The organism is Pseudoxanthomonas sp. UTMC 1351 (genome assembly GCF_040948865.1).
In the GTDB taxonomy this organism is placed as follows: Bacteria; Pseudomonadota; Gammaproteobacteria; order Xanthomonadales; family Xanthomonadaceae; genus Pseudoxanthomonas_A.
In genome coordinates this window covers 154,600-177,206 of the sequence record NZ_JAVGJT010000014.1, presented here as the reverse complement: position 1 = coordinate 177,206, position 22,607 = coordinate 154,600, and the positions used below count along the sequence as shown (strand labels likewise).

Sequence of the window (22,607 nt, the reverse complement as noted above, 5' to 3'; positions counted from 1 at the left end):
CGCGCGGGGGGGGGCCCCCCGCCCCGCGCCTCAGTAGCCAATCCGCGTGCACGATCAAAAGCGCGCCGCAGCGCGTCCGGATGGCGAACGATGGGGTTTTCGATTGTGCGTGATCTGACAGAAAAAGCTCGCGGCGGGACGCCGCTCCTACAGGTGCGTGTTGATCTGACAGAAAAAGCTCGCGGCGGGACGGCGCTACTACCGGCGGGACGCCGCTCCTACGTGATGCTTGTTGGCGGACACAAACCAATGTCAACGAACCTCTGCTAGGCTCCGCCTATTCACGGAGGGCGCATGTCGAGCCATAGCCAGTTTGCCTTGCTCAAGCAGCGGCGGTTTTTGCCGTACTTCATTGTCCAGGCGCTGGGCGCCTTCAACGACAACGTCTACCGGCAGGCCATCATCGGCCTGCTGGGCTACATGGCCGTCAGCGCGCAGGACAAAGCGCTGTACGCCATGTTGGCGCCAGCCATTTTTATCCTGCCCTACTTCCTGTTCTCGTCCATTGCCGGGCAGTTCGCCGAGAAGCTCGAAAAATCGCGGCTGATCCGCATCACCACGGCGATGGAAATCGCCATCATGTCGCTGGCGGCGGCCGGCTTCCTGCTGCAGAACATGACGGTGCTGCTGGTGGCCTTGTTCTGCACCGGCGTGCAATCGACTTTGTTCGGTCCGGTGAAGTACTCGATCCTGCCTTCCGTGTTGAAGCCTGAAGAGCTGACCGGCGGCAATGGCCTGGTCGAGATGGGCACTTCAATCTCGATCCTGGTCGGAATGATCATCGGCGGGCTGATTTTCACCCTGGCCGGCACCCATGGGCCGGTCGTAGCGGCCACCGCGATCATCGTTCTGGCCATCACCGGCAATCTGTTGTCGCGGCTGATTCCACGCGTGGACGCCGGTGCGCCGGACCTGAAGATCAACTGGAATCCGATTCCGGAATCCCTCGCCATCTGGCGGCTCACCCGCAAGCAGCTGGCGGTTCGAAACGCGGTGCTGGGCGTTTCGTGGTTCTGGTTCTTCGGCACCATGCTGACCTCGCAGCTGCCCGCTTACGCCGAGCTGCATCTGGGTGCGTTGCCGCAGGACACGACCATCTACATCTTCGGTCTTGCACTGTTCTCCATCGGCACCGGCGTGGGTTCGCTGCTGTGCGAAAAGTTTTCCGCACGCACGGTGGAAATTGGCCTGGTTCCATTCGGCGCTTTCGGCATGAGCGCTTTCCTGCTGGATCTGTATTTCGCCCGAAGCGGTTTGCCGCCATTGCACGGACTGACCGTGAGTAGCTTCCTGTCCGCACCGGGCAGCACGCGCATCATCATCGACTTGCTGGGCATCGGGTTGTTCGCCGGCTTCTTCGTGGTGCCGTTGTTCGCGTTGATCCAAAGCCGCACTCCACGCGAGGAAATGTCGCGCGTCATTGCCGGCATGAACATCCAGAACGCGCTGTTCATCGTCGCGGCGGCGGGCATTGGCCTGTTCGTACAGCGCGTGCTGGACTGGTCCATTCCGCAGGTGTTCCTGGCCCTGGCGATTGCCAACGCCGTGGTGGCGATCTACATCTTCACCATCGTGCCTGAATTCCTCATGCGCTTCCTCAGCTGGGTGCTGGTGCGCGGACTGTACCGGCTGCGCATCCGCGGCATTGAGCAACACGTCCCCGACGAAGGTCCCGCGCTGCTGGTTTGCAATCACGTCAGCTACATGGATGCGCTGATCCTGTCGGCCAGCGTGCCGCGGCCGGTGCGGTTCGTCATGTACTACAAGATATTCAACATTCCGGTGATGAGCTGGATATTCCGCACCGCCAAGGCGATTCCCATTGCCGGGGCGAGGGAAAACCCGGAACTGATGCAGCGCGCGTTCGATGAAATCGATGCCGCGCTGGCCGACGGCGGCATCGTCGGCATCTTTCCGGAAGGCGCATTGACCAAGGATGGCGAGATAGCGGCGTTCAAGTCCGGTGTGGAACGCATCCTTGAGAAGCGCCCGGTACCCGTCGTGCCGATGGCGCTCAGAGGGATGTGGAGCAGCATGTGGAGCCGCCGGGATACCCGCATGGGGCGCATGCGCGTCCCCCGCCGCTTCCGTGCGCATGTGGAAGTAGTGGCCGGATCGCCCGTGGATGGTGCCCAGGCGGATGCGGAAATGCTGGAAGTGCGGGTACGCGAACTGCGCGGCAGCGACGCCTGAGAACCTGTAGAAAAGCACCTTGGGAAGGCTATTCGCTATCGCCTGCCGTTGCGACGGCATTGTTGCCGCTAACTCGGCACTATCGCGGGGCGCAGCTCCGCTCTACGTGCAGGTTCTGGCTTCCGTAAGCTCGGCGGCTCGGTTACGCTAGCGCCGGGGGATTCGTCAGAAAGCCACAGCTCGCTTGTGGCGGCTCCGCCTCACGTCCGCTTGGGGAAGTCCGGAATGAATTCAATGCCGCCGCTGCCGCAAGGCTCCAGCGAATATGTGCCCAACAATCTGGTCTGGGCCATTCTTGCCACGCTGTTCTGTTGCCTTCCGTTTGGCATTGTTTCAATCGTCTATGCCTCTCAGGTGGATGGCAAACGCGCGGCGGGCGATATCGACGGCGCGCGCGACGCATCCCGCAAAGCCGGGCAATGGGCGATCTGGTCGGCCATCTCGCTACCGATATTGCTGGCTCTCTGGTTTGTGTTTTTCGGTGGCCTGGCCATGCTGGGCGGACTGAGCAGCTAGACTTAGGCCGCAATTGTCACGGCCGTTACCCACAACAACGACAAGGAGCATCCGATGAGCGCCACCCCTCCCATGCCGCAGGCCCACGGCAACATTCCCAACTATCTCGCCTGGTCGATCATTTCCACCGTACTGGCCACTTGCCTGTGCTGCCCGCTGGGCCTGATCGGTATCGTGGCGATCGTGTTCTCGTCGCAGGTCAACAGTAAGTTGAACCAGGGCGACATCGACGGTGCGCGCCGTGCTTCTGCCAACGCCAAGACCTGGTGCTGGGTTGCTACCGCATTGGCCATCATCGGCCTGCTGATCAATATCATCATGTTCGCGACCGGCGGTGCGGAAACGTATCTGCAGATGATCCAGCAGTACCAGTAATCCATCGTGGCGGCTACATTGCGACCGATACAGATGATGGGACTTGCGGGGGCCGCGATAGCGGCCCTCGCCGGTATCTGGCTGTTGCGGAATTTCGATCCCAACGCCGCCAACAGCCCATTCCCGGCTTGCATGTTCCGTGCTTTCACCGGTTTTTACTGCATCGGTTGTGGATTGACGCGGGCCCTGCACGCGCTGGTACACGGCAACTTTGTGGCCGCGTTCTCGATGAATCCGTTGGCCGTACTGATGCTGCCGGTCATGCCGTTGCTGGTGGCGCACTCCTATGGCTGGAATGCGCGTGTGCTGCGTCCATTGATGGCCGTGATCACCGAACCCAAGTTCTGGCTGGTGGTGCTGCCCGCTTATTGGATCGCGCGCAATCTGCCTTGGTTTCCTTTCTCGCTATTGGCCCCCGGCTGATGGTGCCGCGCCTTAGTTTTACCGCCTGATCCAATCAGGTTTTTCTGAAGTGCACCGACCAACCGCCAGGAGCTGTATCACGTGAATACAAGTCAAACCTACGTCCCCAACCATCTGGTCTGGGCCATTCTGTCCACCCTGTTCTGCTGCTTGCCGTTGGGCATCGTATCGATCGTCTTCGCTGCCCAGGTCAACGGCAAGCTGGCCGCCGGTGATGTGCAGGGCGCACAGGATTCTTCCGACAAGGCCAAGAAGTGGGCGATGTGGTCGGCGATCGCCGGCGTGTCGCTGGTCGTGATCTACCTGATCTTCATCTTCGCGATGGGCGGCATGGCTGCGATGCAGCAGTAAGTGTTGGCTCTGTTTCCGGCAGGTACGTCCTGCCGGAAACGTCGGTGCGAGCGATCCCCGGGTTGACCAGCCTTCGGCTGTTAAAAGCCGCTTCGCTGCATTCGGGCTACATCACTGGATTCGGAGTGATCCCGGATCCACTTCGCTGCATCCGGGCGACGTCATTGGGAAAAGCTCGCGCCGGGACGGCGCTCCTACGGATTGTGATAACGGATGGTTGCGTGGAGCGCTCAGCTCACCCAACCGGCGATCACGAACAACGCGAGCACCGCCAGCCATAGCAGCAGGATGCGCCACACCAGGCTCATCGCGTCGCGCAATTCGGGGAGTTCGCGCATGGTCTGCACCATGCCTTCCTCGGCATACTCCTCGGCTTCTTCCGCCAGTTCGCTTCTCACGCTGGCCCGCGCCGCCTGGCCCAGGAAATCGGATTCCCACTGCCATTGATTGCCGCCCGCCGCGCGCCATGCGTTGAAGACGGTGTCGAAATTGCCCACCAGCGCCATGGCGAGTGTCATCAATTGCGCCACCGGCCAATCCAGCAGACCCAAAAAGCTTCGAACACCCGCCAACGTTGCAGGCGGCAAGTGACGGGCGAATTCGCCCTCGCTCGCCAGCGCCACCAAGCGATAAAGCAAGCCACCGACAGGGCCGAGCAACAGAAACCAGAAAAACACGCCGAACCAGCGGCGCAACGCACTGCGGAATACTGCTTCGACCAATGCCGGACCATCGGTGGTGGCCACCATGGGCTCGTCCTGTGGCCACAACCGTGCAATCGCTTCGCGCCGCCCGGCCGGATCGTGAGCGTCGATAATCGCTTCGACATCCACATCCAGATCGCGTGGGCCCCAAGCGTAGACAAGTACGACGATGCCGAACAGCAGTCCGATCAAACCGTAAACAGGCTCGTCCAACGCCCACTGCAACAAGCCCACCACGATCAACGGCGGCAGCAAGGCGATGGCGATACCGTAGCGGCCGCGCCAGAGGCTGCCTTCCGAAAAATGTTCACTCAGCCAGCGCACCCAGTGCCCGTACCAGTGAAACTGCCGTGCGGATGTAGCCAACGCCGGCGCCACGTGGCCCAACACCAATGCGACGACCACGGCAACCAAAGTGATGGACATGCGGCTTCCCTCCGTCGCAGGATTTTAGCTTGATTGGCCGTTAATGGCGGGTCGCCGCGTTGCCGGGCCGTGGGCGATCATGTGCTGGAGCGGCCCGTCATCCCGGCATACCAGTGTTCGATCAGCGAACGCGCAATGGAAATCGATGGCGACAACAGCAGACCGTCGCCATCGTCGTGCCCCTGGCGCTGACGCGCCGCGCCGATTTCTTCCACGGTGAACCAGCGCGCGTCTTCAAGTTCGCCATCGACTTGCGGCACGTCGGGTTCTGCTTCGGCAGTGAAACCCAGCATCAGTGAGCCGGGAAAAGGCCACGGCTGCGCCGCCAGATAACGGCTGTGGCGCACACGGACGTGCGCTTCCTCGAATACTTCGCGGGCAACGGTCTGCTCCAACGTTTCGCCCGGCTCAACAAATCCCGCGAGCACCGAGTAGCGACGCGCCGGCCAGGAAGCCTGCCGGCCCAGCAACAAACGCTCTCCGTCGCTCACCGCAACGATCACCGCCGGATCGGTGCGTGGATAGTGTTCGACACCACACCGCGCACAGCGGCCCAGATAACCTGCCCGAAAAAATCCGATGTCACCGCCGCAGACACTGCAATAGCGCGTGCGCGAATGCCAATGCAGCAACGCACGCGCCATGGCGAATACGCCGGCTTCGAAGTCCGGCCACACCGCGGCAGCGCGACGCAGATCGATTCGTTCCGGTGCAATGAAAGCCACGTGGGCGGCGCTGATGGCGAACCATGCGGTTCCATTTTTCAGGCCCAGAAAAATCGCTGTGCCCGGTCCGCCGCCAAGCTCGGCACCGGTGGGTGCCAGCAACTGGCCCACGTCATCGGCGTAGGCGTTGCCTTCGGCGTCGATCAACAGAATGCGTGCTTGTGGCCAAAGACCAGCCAATGCATCGGTATCGTCACGCAAACCATCGGCGCGGTCCAGCGTGTTGCCCGCGAAGGCAAAACCGGAAAGCGCGGGCGCAGGCAGGGAATTACCGAGCACGTCAGGGCCTGTTAACACTTATGGAGCATGCCGCGCCGGGTCTGCGGACGTGCGGGGCAAGGAAGAACAAGGGCGCGTATGTCGATACGCAACCGAGTGATGACGCCGCCACGCGCGCCCGCAGGCCCGGCCCCTCGGGTTGCTTCCCTATGGCCACCATGCGGCCCCGCGCAGCTTGACCTTGCCACCAGCAAGGCACTGCGCTGCGCAACACCACCTGGCGGCCATAGGGAAACAACGCGACTTACTCCATAAGTGCTAACAGGCCCTACATGCTGAAACTGCTGCCGCAGCCGCAGGTGGTCTTGGCGTTGGGGTTGCGGATGACAAACTGCGCACCTTGCAGGCTTTCCGCGTAGTCGACTTCCGCGCCCATCAGGTACTGAAGGCTCAGCGGATCCACCAACAGGGTCACCCCGTCGGTGTTCACAGCAAGATCGTCGTCGGCGCGGTTCTCGTCGAACTCGAAACCGTATTGGAATCCGGAACAACCACCGCCCTGGATGTAGACCCGCAGGGCGAGCGCTTCGTTGCCCTCTTCCTGGATCAGTTCGCGCACCTTGGCTGCCGCCGCGGCGCTGAAATTCAGCGGGCGATCGATCGACTGGTAATCAGGCGCGGGGGATGCGCTGGGGAGAGAAACGACGGTGCTCATGGCCGAAGCATGGGGGCTGGCCACCACTAGTTCAAGCCGGCAGCACCCACGGCACCGACCTTTCCGGTGGCGGCGGCCCAGGTGAAGGACTGTTCCACGGTGGACCCGCTCTGCGGCGTCAGCCGCACGGACACCCGCACCGGCTGGAAATCCGGCGGCAACACCAGATCGCCTTCCACCTGCTGGAAGTACTTGAAGGAATACGGCAGGCCCGGTTCGCTGGCCTGTTGCCGCAGATCGGACCAACCCAAGCGCTGCAACTTGCCATGGCGGGTGCCTTCCACCGACACCAGCAGGCGCCCGGCGTTGACCGCACCGCGGTTCAGATTCTGGGTAAGGGTGACGGTGAAATGCCACGCCTGATCGGTTTGCGGCTCTATTTTCAGCTCATGCACCGCCAAGCCGCGACGCTGCGCGGTCGCGCCCACGAAGCGTTCGTAGAAGGCCACGTCCGCACGCAAACCGGCGATTTCCTCATCGCGTTCGGCCAGCGTGCCTTGCAGGTCGCGGTTGGCGTCGCGGCTGATCTGATCCGAACGGGCCAGGGTGGCGGCGCGCTGCTCCAGCTCATCGATGCGGCGCTGCTGGTCGCGCGCCTGCGCCGCGGAAGGCGTGCTCCCCTGCAGGGGAACGAGAACCTGCCATAGCCCCCAGCCACCGAACAGCAGGGCAAGCATGACCAGGGCGACCACGGCGTAGCGCCCAAGCGGCAGCGGGCCGGGCTTTTGCGCAGGAGGGGTCTGATCCATAGCCGGGCAGCATAGCCCCGGCTTACTAAGGGCGCTCTGAACAGAACGTCCGGCTAGGGCCTGTTAACGCTATTGGGATGGCCCTGCCATCAGGCGTCGGCCATCACCCGCTCTTCAGCTTCGGCCCGGGTTCCGGCGGCGGAGGCCGCCTGCATGGCGTCGGCGTGAATCAGGCGACCGGTCAATTGGGCGCCGGCACTCATTTCCACGACCTTGTAGTACAGGTTGCCCTGCACGCGTGCCTTGGCCGCCAGTTCGATGCGCTCTTCCGCGTAGACATCGCCGACCAGACGGCCGTTGATCACCACCACCGGCGCACGCACTTCGCCTTCGATGCTGCCTTGTTCGGCCAGCGTGATCACAGCACGCGCACCGTCTTCGGCCAGCACCTTGCCCTGGATATGGCCTTCCACGTACAGGCCGCCGCTGAAGATCAAATCCCCCCGTAGCGTTACCTGCGGGCCGATGAGGGTGTCGATGGCGCCAACGTCCGCGCGCGTGGGTTTGTTCTTGAACATGTTTATTTGCCTCCGGCTGAGGTAGCGAGTTTCCAATCGAATGCCTGTTCCACCGCCACGTCCTCGCCGCGCAGCGTCACCTTGACGCGCTGCGGGGTGAAATCGCGCGGCAGCATGACGTTGCCGTTCAACTGCTGGAAATAGCGGAACGAATATTCCTGCCCTGCGGCGCTCGGCTTCTGGTGCAGCTCGTCCCACTCCACCGTCGCCAGCTGGCCGTCGCGAACGCCCTCCACCAAAAAGCGCATCTGCCCCTGGCTGATGGCGCCGCGGTTGAGGGTCTGGGTCAACATGATCTGGTACTGCCAGGTACCGCCCGGCTCCACCGCGAACTCGGCCAGGTGCACATTCAGCCCCTTGCGCTGACTGGTGGAACCCACCAGCCGCTCATAGAAGGCAACATCCGCACGCAGGCCGGCGATCTCCTCGTCGCGTTCGGCCAGAGTGGCTTGGACCTCGGCATTGGCGGCGCGGCTGATGCGGTCGGATACCGCCAGGGTGGCCTCGCGCTGGCTGAGCCCCTGCAACTGCTTCTTCTGTTCGCCCAGCTGCTTCTCCACCTGCTGGAGACGCCCGATGGTGTAAGTAAGGCTGGGTGCGGCGGTATAGGTGGCCGCTATCCAGGCGGCAGCCACCGACACCACCCAGGCCAGGATGACCAAGGTCAGTGCGAACCGCCGCCGTGAGGGCTGGCGCGGGACGATCCGGTAGCGGGAAGGAGGATGCGCGGTCATTCGAAACCGTCCCGGCGTGCGTGGGCAGCAGCCGAAAAGGGGGCCTATACTCGTGGGTCCAACAGAACCGTTGAGTCTATAGGGAATCGTAGAGATGTCCGAAGCACATCTTTTCGTAATTGGGATACTGTTGGCATGGATGGCCGGCATCCGGGTCTATCTGACTGTTTTCGGCATTGGTTTGGCCGGCGCTTTGGGCTGGCTGGATCTGCCGCCGGCACTGCAAGTCACACAATCCTGGTGGGTGCTGGGTACTTCTGGCGCGTTGGCGGTCACCGAGTTCTTCGCGGACAAGATCCCCGGCGTGGATTCGGGCTGGGACCTGCTGCAGACCCTGGCCCGCGTGCCAGCGGGCGCTTTTCTGGCCGCGGCCACCCTGTCGCCGGACGGCGATCTGAGCGGTGGCGTGCTGGCGGCGGGCGCTGGCGTGGCACTGACCAGCCACTTGCTCAAAAGCGGTTCGCGCGCCTTGTTGAACACCTCGCCGGAGCCGGTCAGCAACTGGGCGGCGTCGGTCACCGAGGACGTCGCGGTGGTCGGCGGCCTGTCGTTGGCCTTTACCTACCCCTGGTTTGCGTTATCGATAGTAGTGGGAGTGTCGCTGCTGGTAGCGCTGCTGGTGTGGTGGGTCTGGCGCAAGCTGTCGCGCGGGCTTGGTCGCCTGCTGAGGCCGCCGGAAGAAAGCGCTCCCTTGCCATGAAACCGATCCGTCATATAACGCCTGTACGCCCGCCCATGCACGTGAACTTCACCGCATAATGGGGCTCAGCTTGGGGAAGCCTGATGTCTGCCATTGATACGACGTCCCGCTCGCCGGGTGAACCTTCACGTTCGCGATTGCGAGCGGAATCACCGCCGCCACGCTATTGGCGGCGCTGGGCGAGCGATGCGCCGGCGGCGGAGGCCGATGAGCCTGAGACCTATTCGTCAGCGGCCGACCAAACCGTCGCCAGCCAACCGGATATGCAGGACTCAGCGAATGAAGTCACTGTCGTCGAGTTGTCCGCCAATGAGTCAGCGACCCCGCCACCGGCGGTCGAGCCCCTTGCCGCGAATCAGCAAGCGCCGTCCCTGATGGCTTCCCTGCCTCCCTCCCGGCGCTCGGCCGCCAGCAAGCCTCCCGCCGCCGCTGCTCCCGTCGAAGACGCCGACGGGGAGCCTAAGAATGATAAGGAAACGCCGTACCGCATCTTGATCGTCGAAGACGATCGCGGCCAGGCATTGTTTGCCCAAAGCGTGCTGCACGGCGCCGGCATGCAGGCCGAAGTGCAGATGCGTTCCGATGGCGTGCTGGATACGTTGCGCCGCTTCAAACCGGACCTGGTGCTGATGGATCTGCACATGCCGGGCCAGGATGGCAAAAGCCTGACCATGCTCATCCGCCAGCAGCCCGAATACCTGCACTTGCCTATCGTCTTCCTGACTGGCGATCCGGACCCGGAACGGCAGTTCGAAGTACTGGAAAGCGGTGCCGACGATTTCCTCAACAAACCTATTCGTCCGCGCCATCTGATTGCCGCGGTTTCCAACCGCATCCAGCGCGCGCGCCAGCGCAGCCTGCCCACTGCGCCTCGCCACCCGATCAACGTGGAAACAGGACTGCCCACGCGCACGTCGGTCATGCAGCGGCTTTCAGAAGCGTTGCAGCAACACTCGCGGGGTGGTTTGTTCTTCCTGGAAATCGGCAGCGCGCTCAGCCTGCGCGAACGGTATGGCTACGCCTGTTTCGAGAACCTGATGAACCAGGCCGGCAGGCGAATGGCGGCGGTAGCCGATCCCTATCCCGTGGCGCGGCTCAACGACAACAGTTTTCTGGTGTTCGCCAATGGATTGGATGAAACCCAGCTGGATCAGCATGCGCAACGGCTGCTCGACGGGCTGACCTCGCATGCTTTCCAGGTGCGCGAAGATGAAACGCTCAATCTGCATGGTTCGATCGGCTACACCGCGCTGGCGCGGGGCTTCGCCGATGCCGGCAGTGCTTTGGAAGCCACCGAACGCGCCGTGCTGCAAGCGCGCCTGAAGTCATCCAACATGGCCGCCTACGAGCCGGCGCAGGTGGATGAAAGCAGCCCGCGCCTTTCGCTGGACGATGGTCAGTTCGAGCTGGCTTACCAGCCCATCGTGGCCGTAACCGGCAGCGGCCAGGCGCAATACCAGGTGCTGTTGCGGCTGCGCCAGCCGGACGGGTCATTGTTGCCGGCGTCGCAAGTGATTCCGGCCGCCGAATCGGCAGGCGGTATCGCGCAGATCGATCACTGGGTGCTGGAACACGCGCTTTTTGTCCTGGCGGAGCGCCAGGCGACGGGTCCGTCGCTGCGTCTGTTCGTGTCGCAGTCGCCGCGCTCGCTGGCCCGCGAAACTCATGCGCAGTGGCTGTTGGATACGTTGACCGCGCGCGGCATCGAGGGCACGTCACTGGTGATCGACCTGCGCCTGGCCGATGCATTGGTGCACACCGTCACCCTGCGACAGTTCTGCCAGCAATTGATGCCGGCGGGCGTGCAGTTCTGTCTTAGCCAGTTCGAACCCGGCCAGGAAGCCGACGCCCTGCTGACCCAGTTGCCATTGGGCTTCCTGCGCGTTTCCAGCCGCTTCGCCGAAGCTCATACCGATCCAGTGCTGCGCGATCAGTTACGCAGCGTGATCGATCAGGCCCACCGCCAAGGTTTGCAGGTGATCGGCCAGCAGATCGAAGAACCGCAGGCGGCCGCCGCCATGTGGATGGGCGGTGTCGACTTCATCCAGGGCAATCTGGTGCAGGCCGTCGGCACCGAACTCGGCTTCGATTTCCAGAACGCGGTGCTGTAGTCATGCCTGCCCGCGGGCGCAGCTTGGTCGCCCCTTGGCTGGCGCTGGTGGCGGCTGCCGCCACGGCGGCATTCCTGTTGTTGCGCCATCTCGGCGTCGGCGGACCTTGGGGATTGCTGGGACTGGCCGGCGGCGCCCTGACGGTGGTGCTGGCTGTCATCGCGGCACTCGGCGCGCGCGGCTTGAGCCGCAGGCAGATGGGCGTGGAAGCCCGCGCCGCCATTGCCGAATCCGAACGCGACAACCTGCGCCGGGAACTGCAGCGCCATGGCCGGTTGGAACAGGAGCTGATGAAGGCCAAGCAGTCGGCCGAAGCCGCGGCGATGGCCAAGGGCGAATTTCTGGCCACTATGAGCCACGAAATCCGTACTCCATTGAACGGCATCGTGCCGATGCTGGACATGCTGTCGCGCGCGTCGCTGGCACCCGATCAGCGCGAGATGCTGAATACCGCCAGTGCGTCATCGCAGCAACTGCTGCGCATCGTCGACGACATCCTCGATTACTCCAAGCTGGAAGCCAACAAGTTGGAACTTGAGATCACCGGCTTCAACCTGCGGGAGTTACTGGACGGCGTGCTGCAGCTGATGCACCGGCCGGCGGAAAACAAAGGCCTGCGCTTGACGCTGCAGCTGGACCCCTCCGTCCGGCTGCCCGTGCGTGGCGATCCGGTGCGCTTGCGCCAGGTGCTCACCAATCTGGTCGGCAACGCCATCAAGTTCACCGAGCGCGGTTCGATCACCGTGGTGATACGCCGGTTGGGCGAAACCGCCGCGCAACATCTGCTGCGTTTCGAAGTGCGCGATACCGGCATCGGTATCGACGATGAGACGCGCAGCCGCTTGTTCCATTCCTTCACCCAGGCCGATGCTTCCACCACCCGTCTCTACGGCGGCACTGGCCTGGGCCTGGCCATCTGCAAACGCATCGTCGATCTGATGGGCGGACGCATCGACGTGGTGTCGGAAGTTGGCCGCGGTTCGTCGTTCTGGTTCGAAATACCGCTGATGAAAGTCATCGGCGATCTGCGCCCGCGCAACGACGGCACACTGGATAACGGCCGTGTATTGATCGTGTCGCCGGATACGCGCTTGCGCCAGCGCCTTTCGATGCTGGTAACCAACTGGGGCATGCATGCCACCGCGGTGGAGACCACGCAGGAAGCGCTGGACCGTTTGCGCTTGGCCAACGAGCACGGCCGCTACGACTATGTAGCGGTGTTGGCTGACGCCAGCGGCATACGCAGCACCGCACGCGCGTTGCATCGCGCGCTGGCGCGCCGTTCCGACCCCGACGCCCTGCGCCTGGTCTGGCTATACGGCGATGATGTGGTGCCGGAGGAACTTCATTCCGGCAGCACGCTGTTGCCGCGGCAGGCGCCGGATGCGGATTTGCGCGCTTCGTTGTTGGGTGCGCAGCCTGACATGCCGCCAGCGACATCCGATGCGCCGACGATCGACGATATCTTCCCCGCGGCCGATCTGGACGCCGAACCCATCACGATGCCCGCGTCGGAGTCGCTGCAAAAAGCGATCGCCGATGCGGAAGCCGCATCCAGAACGCCTGCCAGTGCGCGGCTGCTGTTGGTCGAAGACAATCCGGTGAATCTGCTGGTAGCGCAGAAGTTGTTGGCGGCGCTCGGCTTCGACTGCGAAACCGCGCCCGATGGCGAGGTGGCCTTGAAACGCATGATCGCCGAGCCGTTCGACTTGGTCTTCATGGATTGCCAGATGCCGGTGCTGGACGGTTACGCCGCGACCCGGCGCTGGCGCGAGCGAGAAGCCGAACTGGAATCCCGCCACCGCCTGCCCATCGTGGCGATGACCGCCAATGCCATGGCGGGCGATCGTCAGCGCTGCCTGGATGCGGGCATGGACGATTATTTGGCCAAACCAGTGTCGCGCGAGCAACTGGAAAGCTGCCTGCATCGTTGGATTCCGAACCTGATGAAGTTCGCCCTGCGCAGTGCCGCTCCCGTCGCCGAACCGGCCGCTGCCGTTCCCGCCGTCGCCACTGCACGCCCGCCATCGCAGAGTTTCCCGGTATTGGACCAGAGCCTGCTGGAAGAGCTGCGCGAGATCGCCGGCGACGAAACCGCGCGCATCATCGGCTTGTTCCTGGAAGACGCGCCGCGCCTTATCTCCGCATTGGAAAAAGGCGCTGCAATTCCGGACCTGGACGCCATGCGCGACGCTGCGCACACGCTGAAATCATCCAGCGCCAATGTCGGTGCAATGGCTTTGTCGGCCGCGGCCAAACGCGTGGAGTTGGGCGCGCGTGCAATGAAGCTGGAGCGCCCGGCCGTTGCCGTGGCGTTGGTCATTGCCGAATACGCGCGTGCGCGCCTGGCGCTGCAAGGCTATGCCTCGCAACAGCTGGGCCGCCCATTGGCAGCCCAGGGGCAGACTCACTCGTCTTCGAGTTTCGTCAGCAGGTAATTCTGTTCGCCGATACGGTCGATCACCGACAGCTGGGTTTCCAGCCAGTCGATATGTTCTTCTTCCGAATCCAGGATGTCGGAGAACAACTGACGGCTGACGTAGTCCGAAGCCGATTCCGCATGCTTGATCGCCTCGCGCAACACCGGCAGCGCTTCGTATTCCAGCGCCAGATCGCACTCCAAAACCTCGCGCGGGTTTTCGCCGATACGCAACTTGCCCAGCGCCTGGAAGTTCGGCAACCCATCGAGAAACAAGATGCGTTCGGACAACTTGTCCGCATGCTTCATCTCGTCGATGGACTCTTTGTATTCGTGTTCGGCCAATTCCTTCAGGCCCCAGTTCTTCAGCATCTTGGCGTGCAGGAAGTACTGATTGATAGCGGTCAGCTCGTTATAGAGCGCCCTATTGAGAAACTCGATGACCTTGGCGTCGCCCTTCATGGCCGTGCTCCGTCGTACGTGGGATGACGGAAGCCTAGCGATTTTCCCCGCCCCATGACGTAACGCGAATCGTGTTCATCTGGGGGGCCGACCGAGCCGAAAAGCGGAGGCGCTTCCCTTCTCCCCCCGGGAGAAGGTGCCCAGAGGGCGGATGAGGGAATGGCAATGACTCCCCAACAGCCTTTACTACAAGCGGACAACTCACGCCCTCATCCGTCGCTGCGCGCCACCTTCTCCCGGAGGGAGAAGGAAATCACCCAACCCTCAAGCAGCGTGCGACAACCCCAAGATTGGCAACAAAGACTGCCGCTCTTCATCCCCATGAACGCTCTGCAGCACCTCCACCGCCGTATCCAAACAACTGCCACAACTGGCACCGCACCCAGTGCGCATGGTCAGTTCGGCCACGTTGCGGACGCCATTGGCGGCAGCTTCGCGGATCTGGCTTTCAGTCACGCCGTTGCAGATGCAGACGTACACGGTGGCTCGGTTCCTACAGGCCCCAGCGGCCTAGGCGCCATTCCACCCGGAATGAGAATGATTGTCAATTGTTTCCGGTTTCGCTGCTTTGACCGTATTTACGTGCCGAGCGGTTTCGCGGGCGAGCGCGCCGGGCACCCTCGGATGTCCAGGGGTCGTGCAGCATCTGCGGGACCGCCTGTGGCCCGGCCACATGCCGGGCGAACGGCGCCAGATGGCCCAGCGCGCGGACATAGACCGTGCGCTTGAACATCACCACGTGCTCGATGGGGTACCAGAAATCCACCCACCGCCAGTGATCGAATTCCGGGGTATCGGTGGCGTCCAGGCGCAGATGGGTTTCGTCGCCAACCAGCCGCAACAGGAACCAGACCTGCTTCTGGCCAATGCAAACCTGGCGTTCATTGCGGCGCACGGCGCGGTGCGGCAGGCGATAGCGCAGCCAGCCGGGGGTGGCGCCTAGAACCTCGACATGTTCGGGCAACAGGCCGGTTTCTTCGCGCAATTCTCGATACATCGCCTCGACCGGCGTCTCGTCGGTGTTCATCCCGCCCTGGGGGAACTGCCAGCCGTCCCGGCGCACCCGTCGCGCCCAGAACACCCGTCCATCCGGGCGCATCAACACGATGCCGACGTTAGGTCGGTAACCGTCCGGATCGATCACGATGCGGACTCCTGAATATCTACTGGCTCCGACTGTGCCACGCCCGCGCCCGCCCCACAAGCCGGCGGCCCTAGATTGACAGAAGCACCACGAACCGGAAAAATGTGCGGTTCCTGTACGGCTATGTAGCTCAGCCGGTTAGAGCACAGCACTCATAATGCTGGGGTCGGTGGTTCGAGTCCACCCATAGCCACCATTCCGCAGGAAAGCCCAGCAAAGGCAGGCACTTAGCGTGTTTCCGAAGCGTCCCAGCGTCCGCGCTACAGGGATTGCTACAGCAAGTGCTACAGCGACGCGGCCAAACCTATACCTCCCGGATCATCATTCCGGCTCTTCTGAAGACCCTCTTGGGGCGCGCTGAGATCACCCGCAGCCTGCGTACACAGGACCGGCGAGAGGCACTGCGCCGACTCAATTTGTGGGAGACGCACATCGGGTGCCTCCTAACGACAGTGGGCCGACAGGGGGCCAACATGACTCGCGAGGAGCTCGACCGATTGGTCGCTCAGTACACGGCAAAGACCTTCGATCAGATCGAGGACACGCTTGCGCTTGAGTGGGAGGAGACTGGCTTGGACCAGTACCGTTGGAATTTGACAGATCGCGCCTACGAGCTTGCAGGGGCACTTTCCCATGCCGACCCGGAACCTGCCCTTCAGCTCGCCAGGGAAATGGCTCCAAGCGCGGCGGAGGACGCCCTCCGCAAGCTCGCCCGCCGCCTCATGGAGGCACAACTGAAAGGCATCAAGGCCGAGCTTGAGGCGCTTTGTGGTGAGCCGCTGGAGCGCCCTCCGGTTTACGTCAGCCCACTATCAACCCCTCAAGAGACTCCTAAAGCCACTCCTCGGCTGTCCGAGCTAGCCCGCCAATACGGCGATGAACGTGTGGCGCGAAAGAGTTGGACCTCGCGAACGGAGTTTCAGGTCCGTGGGTATCTGACTTTGCTCTCAGACATGCTCGGTGATCCTTTCATCGGAAATGTCACCAAGAACGACATGCGGCGCTTCGGCCTAGAGTTGGCACGCCTGCCTTCAAACATGACTAAGCGGTTCCCGGGGAAGACTCCGAGAGAGGCACTCGAGGCTGCTGGTGATGACGAGACAGTGCCTCGCTTGGCACCAAATAGCGTGAACGCTTATACCCAGGCCATTCGTAGCTTCTTCAACTGGGCCGTCGAGCACGACCATATCACCCAAAGCCCGGCAGCCATTCTGAAGAACATGGAGACTGGCCGCGCATCCGAGGACCGGCACCCGTTCGACGACGAGGATTTACGCGCCTATTTCCGCAAGCTCGATGCCAAGCGAGGGCTGCTGCCGGTCGAGTACTGGGTGCCCCGCATCATGGCTTTCACGGGCTGCCGCTTGGGAGAGGCTGCGCAGCTCTGCGCTCACGACGTGCGCCAACAGAAAGGCATTTGGGTGCTCGATATCAATGAAATCGAAGACGACAAATACCTCAAAACAACCGGGAGCAAGCGCCTGGTGCCGATGCATCCCCGCCTTATCGAACTTGGACTTCCCGAGTTTGCCAGCTCTGCGCCCTCAGGCTTCTTGTGGCCGAAGGAGATGCGCACCAACCCGAACCCCAAGGGAAGCCCCGTAGACAAGCTGCAGAAGCGGCTGGCCTATGTCCTGCGCTCGGCGGGGATCGAAGATGCGAAGAAGACTGCCTCACACAGCTTCCGCCATACCGTGTCCTCTCGTCTAAAAGCGCTGAGTATCCCTGAGTATCAGATTTCGGAGATCCTCGGCCATGAGCTGGGCAGCATCTCTACCGGGCGGTACGGCTCGGTCACTGACCTTGCCACGCTGAAAGCAGTCATAGACCAACTAGCGCTGCCGATCTGATCGGGCAACCCTTGCCTGCGTACTGGCGCTCAGCGCTTCTGGGCCTGACGGTGCTGGGAGCCGACGCCCTTCCTAAGCACCAAGAATAGAATGTTTTTTAAATCAGCTATTTACTGTTTTCTTGTGCCGCAATTGCCCCCGGATGGTGCTCCACTTCCAAGCCCTCTGGCGCTACACCTTCGTACTCACTGGTAGCGCGTGTCCACTTGGAGGTAGCTTAGGTTGCCTTGAGGGGCACGCGGTGCCGTTTGCGGTGCGGGCCATATGGACAAAGTGGGGGACACATGAGCGAAGGAACGAACGACACTGCGCAGCTGGCGACAGTGGAGGCGAGTGCTACACCGCCAATACCAAAGGTGTTTGCGTCGTGGACCAGCGGCCAATGGCTGCCGCTAGCGGCGACCGATGATACTGATGAAGAGAAGCGGGCCGAAGACCGCAAACGCAAGGTCGCGCAGTCACTGGGTCAAGCGCTCTCGGCAGATCAATCCCTAACGCTCTTCGGGCTTGGACCTTCGGCTGGTATTGGCGGCCCGAAGATGAGCGATCTCTGGCGCGCCGTGAAGGATGCAACGGGAACCGTCTTCACCGAAATGCAAGCCAAAGTCAACGACACCACCAAGCCCGAGACGACTGGGGACATAGAAAAGTTCCTTTCCCACTGCCAGCACCTTGCACGCGCACCGGTAGACCCTGATTCGGACGCTCAGGCGTTCATCAATACTGCAGAAAAGGTAATTGCTCGGGCTTGCAGTGAGTTCGTGAACACGGAGGCACTAGGCGATCATGCTCACGTCCTTCGCCTCATTGCGAGGCGGTCTCCGGACAAGGGACGGCCGCGCATCTTCACGACGAACTACGATCTATGCATCGAGCAGGCGGCCTCAAGAAGCGGCATCCTGCTTATCGACGGATTCGGTCGCGAGACTCCGCCAGCGTTCGATGGTGGCAACTATGACGTGGACTTCGTGCGCCGCAGAGCGGAAGTCCGCTCTCCCGAGTACGTCGGCGGCGTCGCCCACCTCATCAAACTTCACGGCTCTGTCGACTGGGAGCTTGAGAACGGACAGATACTTCGGCGCGAGAAGCCGGAGTCACCAGTCATCATCTATCCACGAAGCGACAAATTCGAGCTGACCTACACCCAGCCGTTCCTTGAGGCCATTTCGCAACTTCAGACCTCGCTACGCCATCCGAATCTTGGCCTCATCGTCGCCGGCTTCAGTTTCTCAGATAGCCATCTCTCGGAGATGCTGTTTACTGCCGTCCGAAGGAACCTAGGACTTCACATGGTAGTTGCGACCTGGGGCTGCGAGAAACACTGCGACGCCTTGCACTTGAGCTATCGCGAAAAGGTCGACGACCTGCGCAAACTCGCAGAGCGAGGCGACTCAAGAATCACCCTAATCGACTGCGACTTTGCGACTCTCGCGCGCCTGATGCCGGATGCGGGTACTGAGACGGAGGAGGACCGACTCCGCAGGACTTTGCGCGAGCTGCTGCGATGAACAATCCGGCCGTTCGCGGTAGCATCCTAGATAGCAACCGAAGGCTCGGTTCGGTTTGTGCGATCTATCCCGGGCGCGTGCTGATTAATCTCGGCGCTGGTAGCGCGAGACCCCAAACGATGCTCTACGGAAGCCCGCTGGGCACCGGACAGGTTGGGGAGTACGTGCTTGTCGAAGTGGACCACCGGGTGATCCTCGGGCGGGTCACTGCAGTTCGTCTCCTCGAACGCGAGAGATTGGCAATAAACCCATCGCTCGATGAGCCGAAGGCGGTCGATCCCATCGGCGAGGTCGATCTGTTAGCCACTCTCGACCAAGTGTCGGACGAGTTGTCGCCTGGCATCGAGGCACCTCCACGCCTCGGGAGCGCGGTGTATGCCCCCGCTCCGGCCCTCCTTGGCATGCTCGTGGCTAAGCAACGTGGCGTGCAACCGCAAGTCTGCCTTGATCTCGGCACCGCCATGGCTTTGCCCGAAGCGCGCATCCAAATCTCCCCCGAAAGATTGTTCGGCAGGCACTGCGCGATCCTTGGTGCTACCGGCGGAGGAAAGAGCTACACAGTAGCCAAGCTAATCGAGGAAGTCGCAGGGGCCAATGGCAAGGCCATCCTGATTGACGCTACTGGAGAATTCTACACTCTCGACGACTTGGCGCAGCACGTTTCGCTAGGAGCATCAGCTCACGGGGAAAGCGAGGCTCACCTTCCCTTTTCCGCGCTTGATGAGCAAGATCTTTACGCCCTCTTCCAGCCCTCAGGGAAAGTGCAGGGACCAAAGCTGCGAGAGGCACTACACAGCCTTCGCATCGCGCATATTTTGGCGAACTCCACTGATTCAAGCCGAGTCTCGTTGCGAACTGCGCTTGAACGCGCCGAAATACTCGCGAATGGCTTGGTGTCGAAGATCGATAAGCCGCGCCAACCATTCGAGGCAGCGCTACTGGCACTGCGAAGCGAGATCGAAGCACCCAACGCGCCATTCGACGTCACACTTTTAGCCGCACAGGTGGTCGAAGAATGCTGCTACCCAAACACCAAGTACAAGGCGGGGTTCTTCGGCGGTAGCGACGACGGCGCAAGCGGATGGTGCTCGCCACTCATCTCGCGAATCAACGCTGTCACCCATGGCAAGGAGCTAAGAGTCTTCTTCAGCGACTCAGGAGATAACCTCCTTGATGTCATTGCCGAGTTCTTCCGGAGTTCGGCACCAGTGCTCCGTATTTCTCTCGCGTCCATACCTTACAGCTTCAACGCGCGCGAGATCGTTGCGAATGCGATAGGTCGTCAACTCCTCTCCCAAGCGAGAGGCGGAGCGTTTAGAAACGAGAAGCCAGTGGTTGTCTTCCTGGATGAAGCTCACAACTTCCTCAATCGCAGGATTGGGGACGAAGAAGCAATGGTTCAACTCGACGCCTTCGATCAAATCGCCAAAGAAGGACGCAAGCACTGGCTCACTGTAGCTCTTGCTACTCAGCGCCCTCGCGACCTTCCCGAAGGCGTCTTGAGCCAGATGGGCACGATGATGGTTCACCGCCTAACCAACCACAAGGATAGGGAGTTGGTCGAGAGAGCCTGCGGTGACATCGATCGTGCATCAGTGGCGCTACTCCCGACGTTTGCGCCGGGACATGCAGCTATCGTCGGCGTAGACTTTCCTTTCCCGTTGACCATCATGGTAGATCAGCCAATCCGGCGCCCAGACTCTCGGGGACCGAGTTATCAGGATCACTGGAAGCCCGGTGGCAGTCCGCCCCACCTCAATACGGAAGTTACGCCCACCATTGAAGAAGCCCTCAGCGTTGCAGTAGCCGCAGCCGCTACCGTTTCCGCGGGGATTACTGCAGCCACCCAAGACATCAAGGCTACGGCAGCACATATCGCGAAGAGCATTGTTGCTCCGTATGTCGCCAACCTTGATCGGCCGGACGACGACGACAAGATTCCATTTTGACAATCGCCGTTCGTGGTGGGGTCTATCCGGCGCCAGCACTGCCCCCATGTTGGGTGCATTAGGACGGCTTTCTAGGAGCGCCTGAAGCCGCCCTTCCCTGCTGCAGAAGCATCCGACGAGGAAGCGATCAGGTAGGACAACTCCTAGAACTGCGACGCCGTCGCCCGGTGTGAACGTGACAGGCGATCTCAGGACACCCACTGTCACCCATCGCGTTTCCTTTCCGGTCGCTTCGTCGCGTCGTACCCCCTCGGAACCGGGCGATGGAGCATCACGAGACCGGGCCTCTGTTTCCGAAGTACGCGTGAGCTTTGTCGTAGATCGGACGGACGGCCTTGTCCAGACCCTCTGCGTCAAGCGGCGAGAGCGACATGGCGACACCCAAGGCCAACTGTACGAACACCATGACGTTGTCGACGTGATCAATCAGGTCTTCCCAATCGATGGTCAGGTCGCCCCATGTGTCGTGCATGGTGTAGATCGCCAGGACTTCCTTGCCACCATGGACCAACCCAGAAAGATGCTTGTGGTGGCTTCTGACGGTTGCAAGCAGCTTCGTCTTCTCCCATCCCAAATGCTGGCTGGCCTCTGTAGCCACCTCCGCAATGTAGATCGGTCGCTTGCCCCGCTTCGGCATCGCACCGTTCTTCCTGAATCGCAGCAGCTCCTTCTTACTCGCAGCCCTAGCGAAGTACGCCGACCTCAGTACGTACTCCATTTGTGAGCGCTGCATAATCAGCGCCGCCACCCATGACTCTTCAGGCTGGTTAATCAACAGTGCATAGATTGCTTCCGCGGCGTCCATCGACGCCAACACCAACGGAATCGCTGCCGCAGACCTCTCGTCAATCTCGATACCCAACTCGGCCAATACGGGCTTGGTTTCGCGCACCAACTTAAGTGCAGCGCCCGCACGTTCGCGAAGCTTCTGAGAACTCGTTGCCATACCCCTTCCCCTCGACTGGACATGTGCACCTGTTGTGCACGCATCTTCAGCTTGGAACCTCCAAACTAGACTTGGAAGGGATCTCGAATGATTTGGCAAAAATTTGCGTTGGGGTATTGAACTCCGGTCTGCTCCGGGCTTCCCCCGTGGGAGGGGTGCACCTCAGGCCACTTGGAGGCGCCTCAGGAGGTTCGAGACCGAAGAGCGGTGCCAGGTCGCGTTGCGCGCTGTGAGGATACCGCGGGAGTTCAACTCCTCGGCGATCTCCCCTAGCGACGCCTTACCCATCGACCGAAGCTCCTCCACGGTGTTCCTTAGGGCCTCTGCACGGGCACCGGCGATCTCTTGTGTTGCCTTAACAGCCGCCTCGTTGCCCTTGGCTGCGCGACGGAGCGCCGCTGCACCGTTGGGGTTACCCAGTTTGGTTCCTCTGGCCTTGGCCGCCTGCAGGGCCTCCCGCGTGCGCCCAGAGATTGATTGGCGTTCCTGTTGGGCGACGAGCGCCATAATGCCTACCGTCAGCTCGTTGGCATCAGGCATGTCCGTGGCAACGAACCTGACCCCACTCTCTTGAAGGGCCAGCAGGAAGGCGGCATTGCGCGACAGGCGATCCAGCTTGGCGATAACCAAGATGGCCCCGGTGAGCCTTGCCAGTTCCAGTGCCCTCGCAAGCTGTGGACGGCAGTTGTCGCGCCCGCTCTCCACCTCCTTAAAGGTCTGGACCAAGTTTCCGCCTCGCCCTACGACGTGCTGCTGGATGGCGCACTCCTGAGCCAGCAGACCCAAGCCCGACTGCCCTTGTCGGGCCGTGGAGACTCGCACATAGCCAACGAATTTCATCTGTACAATTCCGCGTAACGCTCGTTAGGC

The 22,607-nt window shown here is 61.8% G+C and carries 21 protein-coding genes, 1 tRNA gene and 2 pseudogenes; 13 read left to right on the top strand and 11 right to left on the bottom strand.

The window, feature by feature from the left end; genetic code table 11:
• Nucleotides 1-294 precede the first annotated feature (294 nt).
• From AB6O04_RS11885 to AB6O04_RS11865, 5 genes are all read left to right on the top strand, one after another.
• The gene (locus tag AB6O04_RS11885) at nucleotides 295-2,193 is read left to right on the top strand and encodes an MFS transporter (RefSeq protein ID WP_368564149.1); all 1,899 of its coding nucleotides are present in this window, start codon (nucleotides 295-297) and stop codon (nucleotides 2,191-2,193) included.
• A 225-nt stretch (nucleotides 2,194-2,418) separates the two neighbouring features.
• Nucleotides 2,419-2,709 carry a CD225/dispanin family protein gene (locus AB6O04_RS11880; protein WP_368564148.1) on the top strand — a complete coding sequence of 97 codons (291 nt, stop codon included), beginning with the start codon at nucleotides 2,419-2,421 and terminating at the stop codon, nucleotides 2,707-2,709.
• A gap of 54 nt (nucleotides 2,710-2,763) precedes the next feature.
• Nucleotides 2,764-3,084: a CD225/dispanin family protein gene (locus AB6O04_RS11875; protein ID WP_368564147.1), complete on the top strand. Its 321-nt coding sequence runs from the start codon at nucleotides 2,764-2,766 to the stop codon at nucleotides 3,082-3,084.
• A gap of 33 nt (nucleotides 3,085-3,117) precedes the next feature.
• A complete protein-coding gene (locus AB6O04_RS11870) occupies nucleotides 3,118-3,507 on the top strand; it encodes a DUF2752 domain-containing protein (protein WP_368564146.1) in 390 nt (129 codons plus the stop codon).
• A gap of 81 nt (nucleotides 3,508-3,588) precedes the next feature.
• Complete coding sequence (locus tag AB6O04_RS11865) at nucleotides 3,589-3,858, top strand: CD225/dispanin family protein (protein WP_368564145.1); 270 nt, start codon at nucleotides 3,589-3,591, stop codon at nucleotides 3,856-3,858.
• Between the two features lie 230 nt (nucleotides 3,859-4,088).
• On the opposite strand, the gene AB6O04_RS11860 is transcribed toward AB6O04_RS11865, so the two are convergent.
• The 6 genes from AB6O04_RS11860 to AB6O04_RS11835 all read right to left on the bottom strand — a co-directional run bounded on the left by AB6O04_RS11860 (nucleotide 4,089) and on the right by AB6O04_RS11835 (nucleotide 8,648).
• Nucleotides 4,089-4,988 (bottom strand): cobalamin biosynthesis protein, encoded by a 900-nt coding sequence (locus AB6O04_RS11860; protein ID WP_368564144.1) that lies wholly within the window; start codon nucleotides 4,986-4,988, stop codon nucleotides 4,089-4,091.
• Between the two features lie 77 nt (nucleotides 4,989-5,065).
• On the bottom strand, nucleotides 5,066-5,992 hold the full coding sequence (nudC, locus tag AB6O04_RS11855; RefSeq protein ID WP_368564143.1) for an NAD(+) diphosphatase: 927 nt from the start codon (nucleotides 5,990-5,992) through the stop codon (nucleotides 5,066-5,068).
• 268 nt (nucleotides 5,993-6,260) lie between these two features.
• The gene (erpA, locus tag AB6O04_RS11850) at nucleotides 6,261-6,647 is read right to left on the bottom strand and encodes an iron-sulfur cluster insertion protein ErpA (protein WP_368564142.1); all 387 of its coding nucleotides are present in this window, start codon (nucleotides 6,645-6,647) and stop codon (nucleotides 6,261-6,263) included.
• Between the two features lie 26 nt (nucleotides 6,648-6,673).
• Nucleotides 6,674-7,396, bottom strand: a complete 723-nt coding sequence (locus AB6O04_RS11845) for a DUF6776 family protein (RefSeq protein WP_368564141.1) — start codon at nucleotides 7,394-7,396, stop codon at nucleotides 6,674-6,676.
• 89 nt (nucleotides 7,397-7,485) lie between these two features.
• Nucleotides 7,486-7,914 carry a polymer-forming cytoskeletal protein gene (locus AB6O04_RS11840; RefSeq protein ID WP_368564140.1) on the bottom strand — a complete coding sequence of 143 codons (429 nt, stop codon included), beginning with the start codon at nucleotides 7,912-7,914 and terminating at the stop codon, nucleotides 7,486-7,488.
• Between the two features lie 2 nt (nucleotides 7,915-7,916).
• A complete protein-coding gene (locus tag AB6O04_RS11835) occupies nucleotides 7,917-8,648 on the bottom strand; it encodes a DUF6776 family protein (RefSeq protein ID WP_368564139.1) in 732 nt (243 codons plus the stop codon).
• A 94-nt stretch (nucleotides 8,649-8,742) separates the two neighbouring features.
• Here AB6O04_RS11835 and AB6O04_RS11830 point away from each other — a divergent pair, with 94 nt between their 5' ends.
• From AB6O04_RS11830 to AB6O04_RS11820, 3 genes are all read left to right on the top strand, one after another.
• Nucleotides 8,743-9,348: a DUF4126 domain-containing protein gene (locus tag AB6O04_RS11830; protein ID WP_368564138.1), complete on the top strand. Its 606-nt coding sequence runs from the start codon at nucleotides 8,743-8,745 to the stop codon at nucleotides 9,346-9,348.
• A gap of 83 nt (nucleotides 9,349-9,431) precedes the next feature.
• Nucleotides 9,432-11,459: an EAL domain-containing protein gene (locus tag AB6O04_RS11825; RefSeq protein ID WP_368564137.1), complete on the top strand. Its 2,028-nt coding sequence runs from the start codon at nucleotides 9,432-9,434 to the stop codon at nucleotides 11,457-11,459.
• Nucleotides 11,460-11,461: 2 nt separating this feature from the next.
• Nucleotides 11,462-13,897 carry an ATP-binding protein gene (locus AB6O04_RS11820; protein WP_368564136.1) on the top strand — a complete coding sequence of 812 codons (2,436 nt, stop codon included), beginning with the start codon at nucleotides 11,462-11,464 and terminating at the stop codon, nucleotides 13,895-13,897.
• Here the strand turns inward: AB6O04_RS11820 and bfr are convergent.
• The 3 genes and pseudogenes from bfr to AB6O04_RS11805 form a co-directional block, all read right to left on the bottom strand.
• Nucleotides 13,867-14,340, bottom strand: a complete 474-nt coding sequence (bfr, locus tag AB6O04_RS11815; protein ID WP_337344194.1) for a bacterioferritin — start codon at nucleotides 14,338-14,340, stop codon at nucleotides 13,867-13,869. The two genes, AB6O04_RS11820 and bfr, sit on opposite strands and share 31 nt — an antisense overlap.
• Before the next feature lie 264 nt (nucleotides 14,341-14,604).
• Nucleotides 14,605-14,820 (bottom strand): bacterioferritin-associated ferredoxin, encoded by a 216-nt coding sequence (locus AB6O04_RS11810; RefSeq protein ID WP_368564135.1) that lies wholly within the window; start codon nucleotides 14,818-14,820, stop codon nucleotides 14,605-14,607.
• A gap of 172 nt (nucleotides 14,821-14,992) precedes the next feature.
• Nucleotides 14,993-15,484, bottom strand: a pseudogene (locus AB6O04_RS11805) (RNA pyrophosphohydrolase); the annotation flags it as partial.
• A gap of 119 nt (nucleotides 15,485-15,603) precedes the next feature.
• On the opposite strand from AB6O04_RS11805, the gene AB6O04_RS11800 reads away from it, so the two are divergent.
• The 5 genes and pseudogenes from AB6O04_RS11800 (at nucleotide 15,604) to AB6O04_RS11780 (ending at nucleotide 20,791) form a co-directional block, all read left to right on the top strand.
• A tRNA-Met gene (locus AB6O04_RS11800) sits at nucleotides 15,604-15,680 on the top strand.
• Nucleotides 15,681-15,765: 85 nt separating this feature from the next.
• Nucleotides 15,766-15,894: pseudogene (locus AB6O04_RS11795) on the top strand (DUF6538 domain-containing protein); the annotation flags it as partial.
• Nucleotides 15,895-15,957: 63 nt separating this feature from the next.
• The gene (locus AB6O04_RS11790; RefSeq protein ID WP_368564158.1) at nucleotides 15,958-17,334 is read left to right on the top strand and encodes a tyrosine-type recombinase/integrase; all 1,377 of its coding nucleotides are present in this window, start codon (nucleotides 15,958-15,960) and stop codon (nucleotides 17,332-17,334) included.
• A 284-nt stretch (nucleotides 17,335-17,618) separates the two neighbouring features.
• Nucleotides 17,619-18,842: an SIR2 family protein gene (locus AB6O04_RS11785; protein ID WP_368564134.1), complete on the top strand. Its 1,224-nt coding sequence runs from the start codon at nucleotides 17,619-17,621 to the stop codon at nucleotides 18,840-18,842.
• Nucleotides 18,839-20,791 (top strand): ATP-binding protein, encoded by a 1,953-nt coding sequence (locus AB6O04_RS11780; protein ID WP_368564133.1) that lies wholly within the window; start codon nucleotides 18,839-18,841, stop codon nucleotides 20,789-20,791. Before AB6O04_RS11785 ends, AB6O04_RS11780 begins: the two co-directional genes overlap by 4 nt.
• 271 nt (nucleotides 20,792-21,062) lie before the next feature.
• On the opposite strand, the gene AB6O04_RS11775 is transcribed toward AB6O04_RS11780, so the two are convergent.
• Entirely contained in the window at nucleotides 21,063-21,737 is a 675-nt protein-coding gene (locus AB6O04_RS11775; protein WP_368564132.1) for a hypothetical protein, read from the bottom strand.
• Nucleotides 21,738-21,899: 162 nt separating this feature from the next.
• Nucleotides 21,900-22,577, bottom strand: coding sequence for a recombinase family protein (locus AB6O04_RS11770; RefSeq protein WP_368564130.1), 678 nt, complete (start codon nucleotides 22,575-22,577; stop codon nucleotides 21,900-21,902).
• Nucleotides 22,578-22,607: the final 30 nt, after the last annotated feature.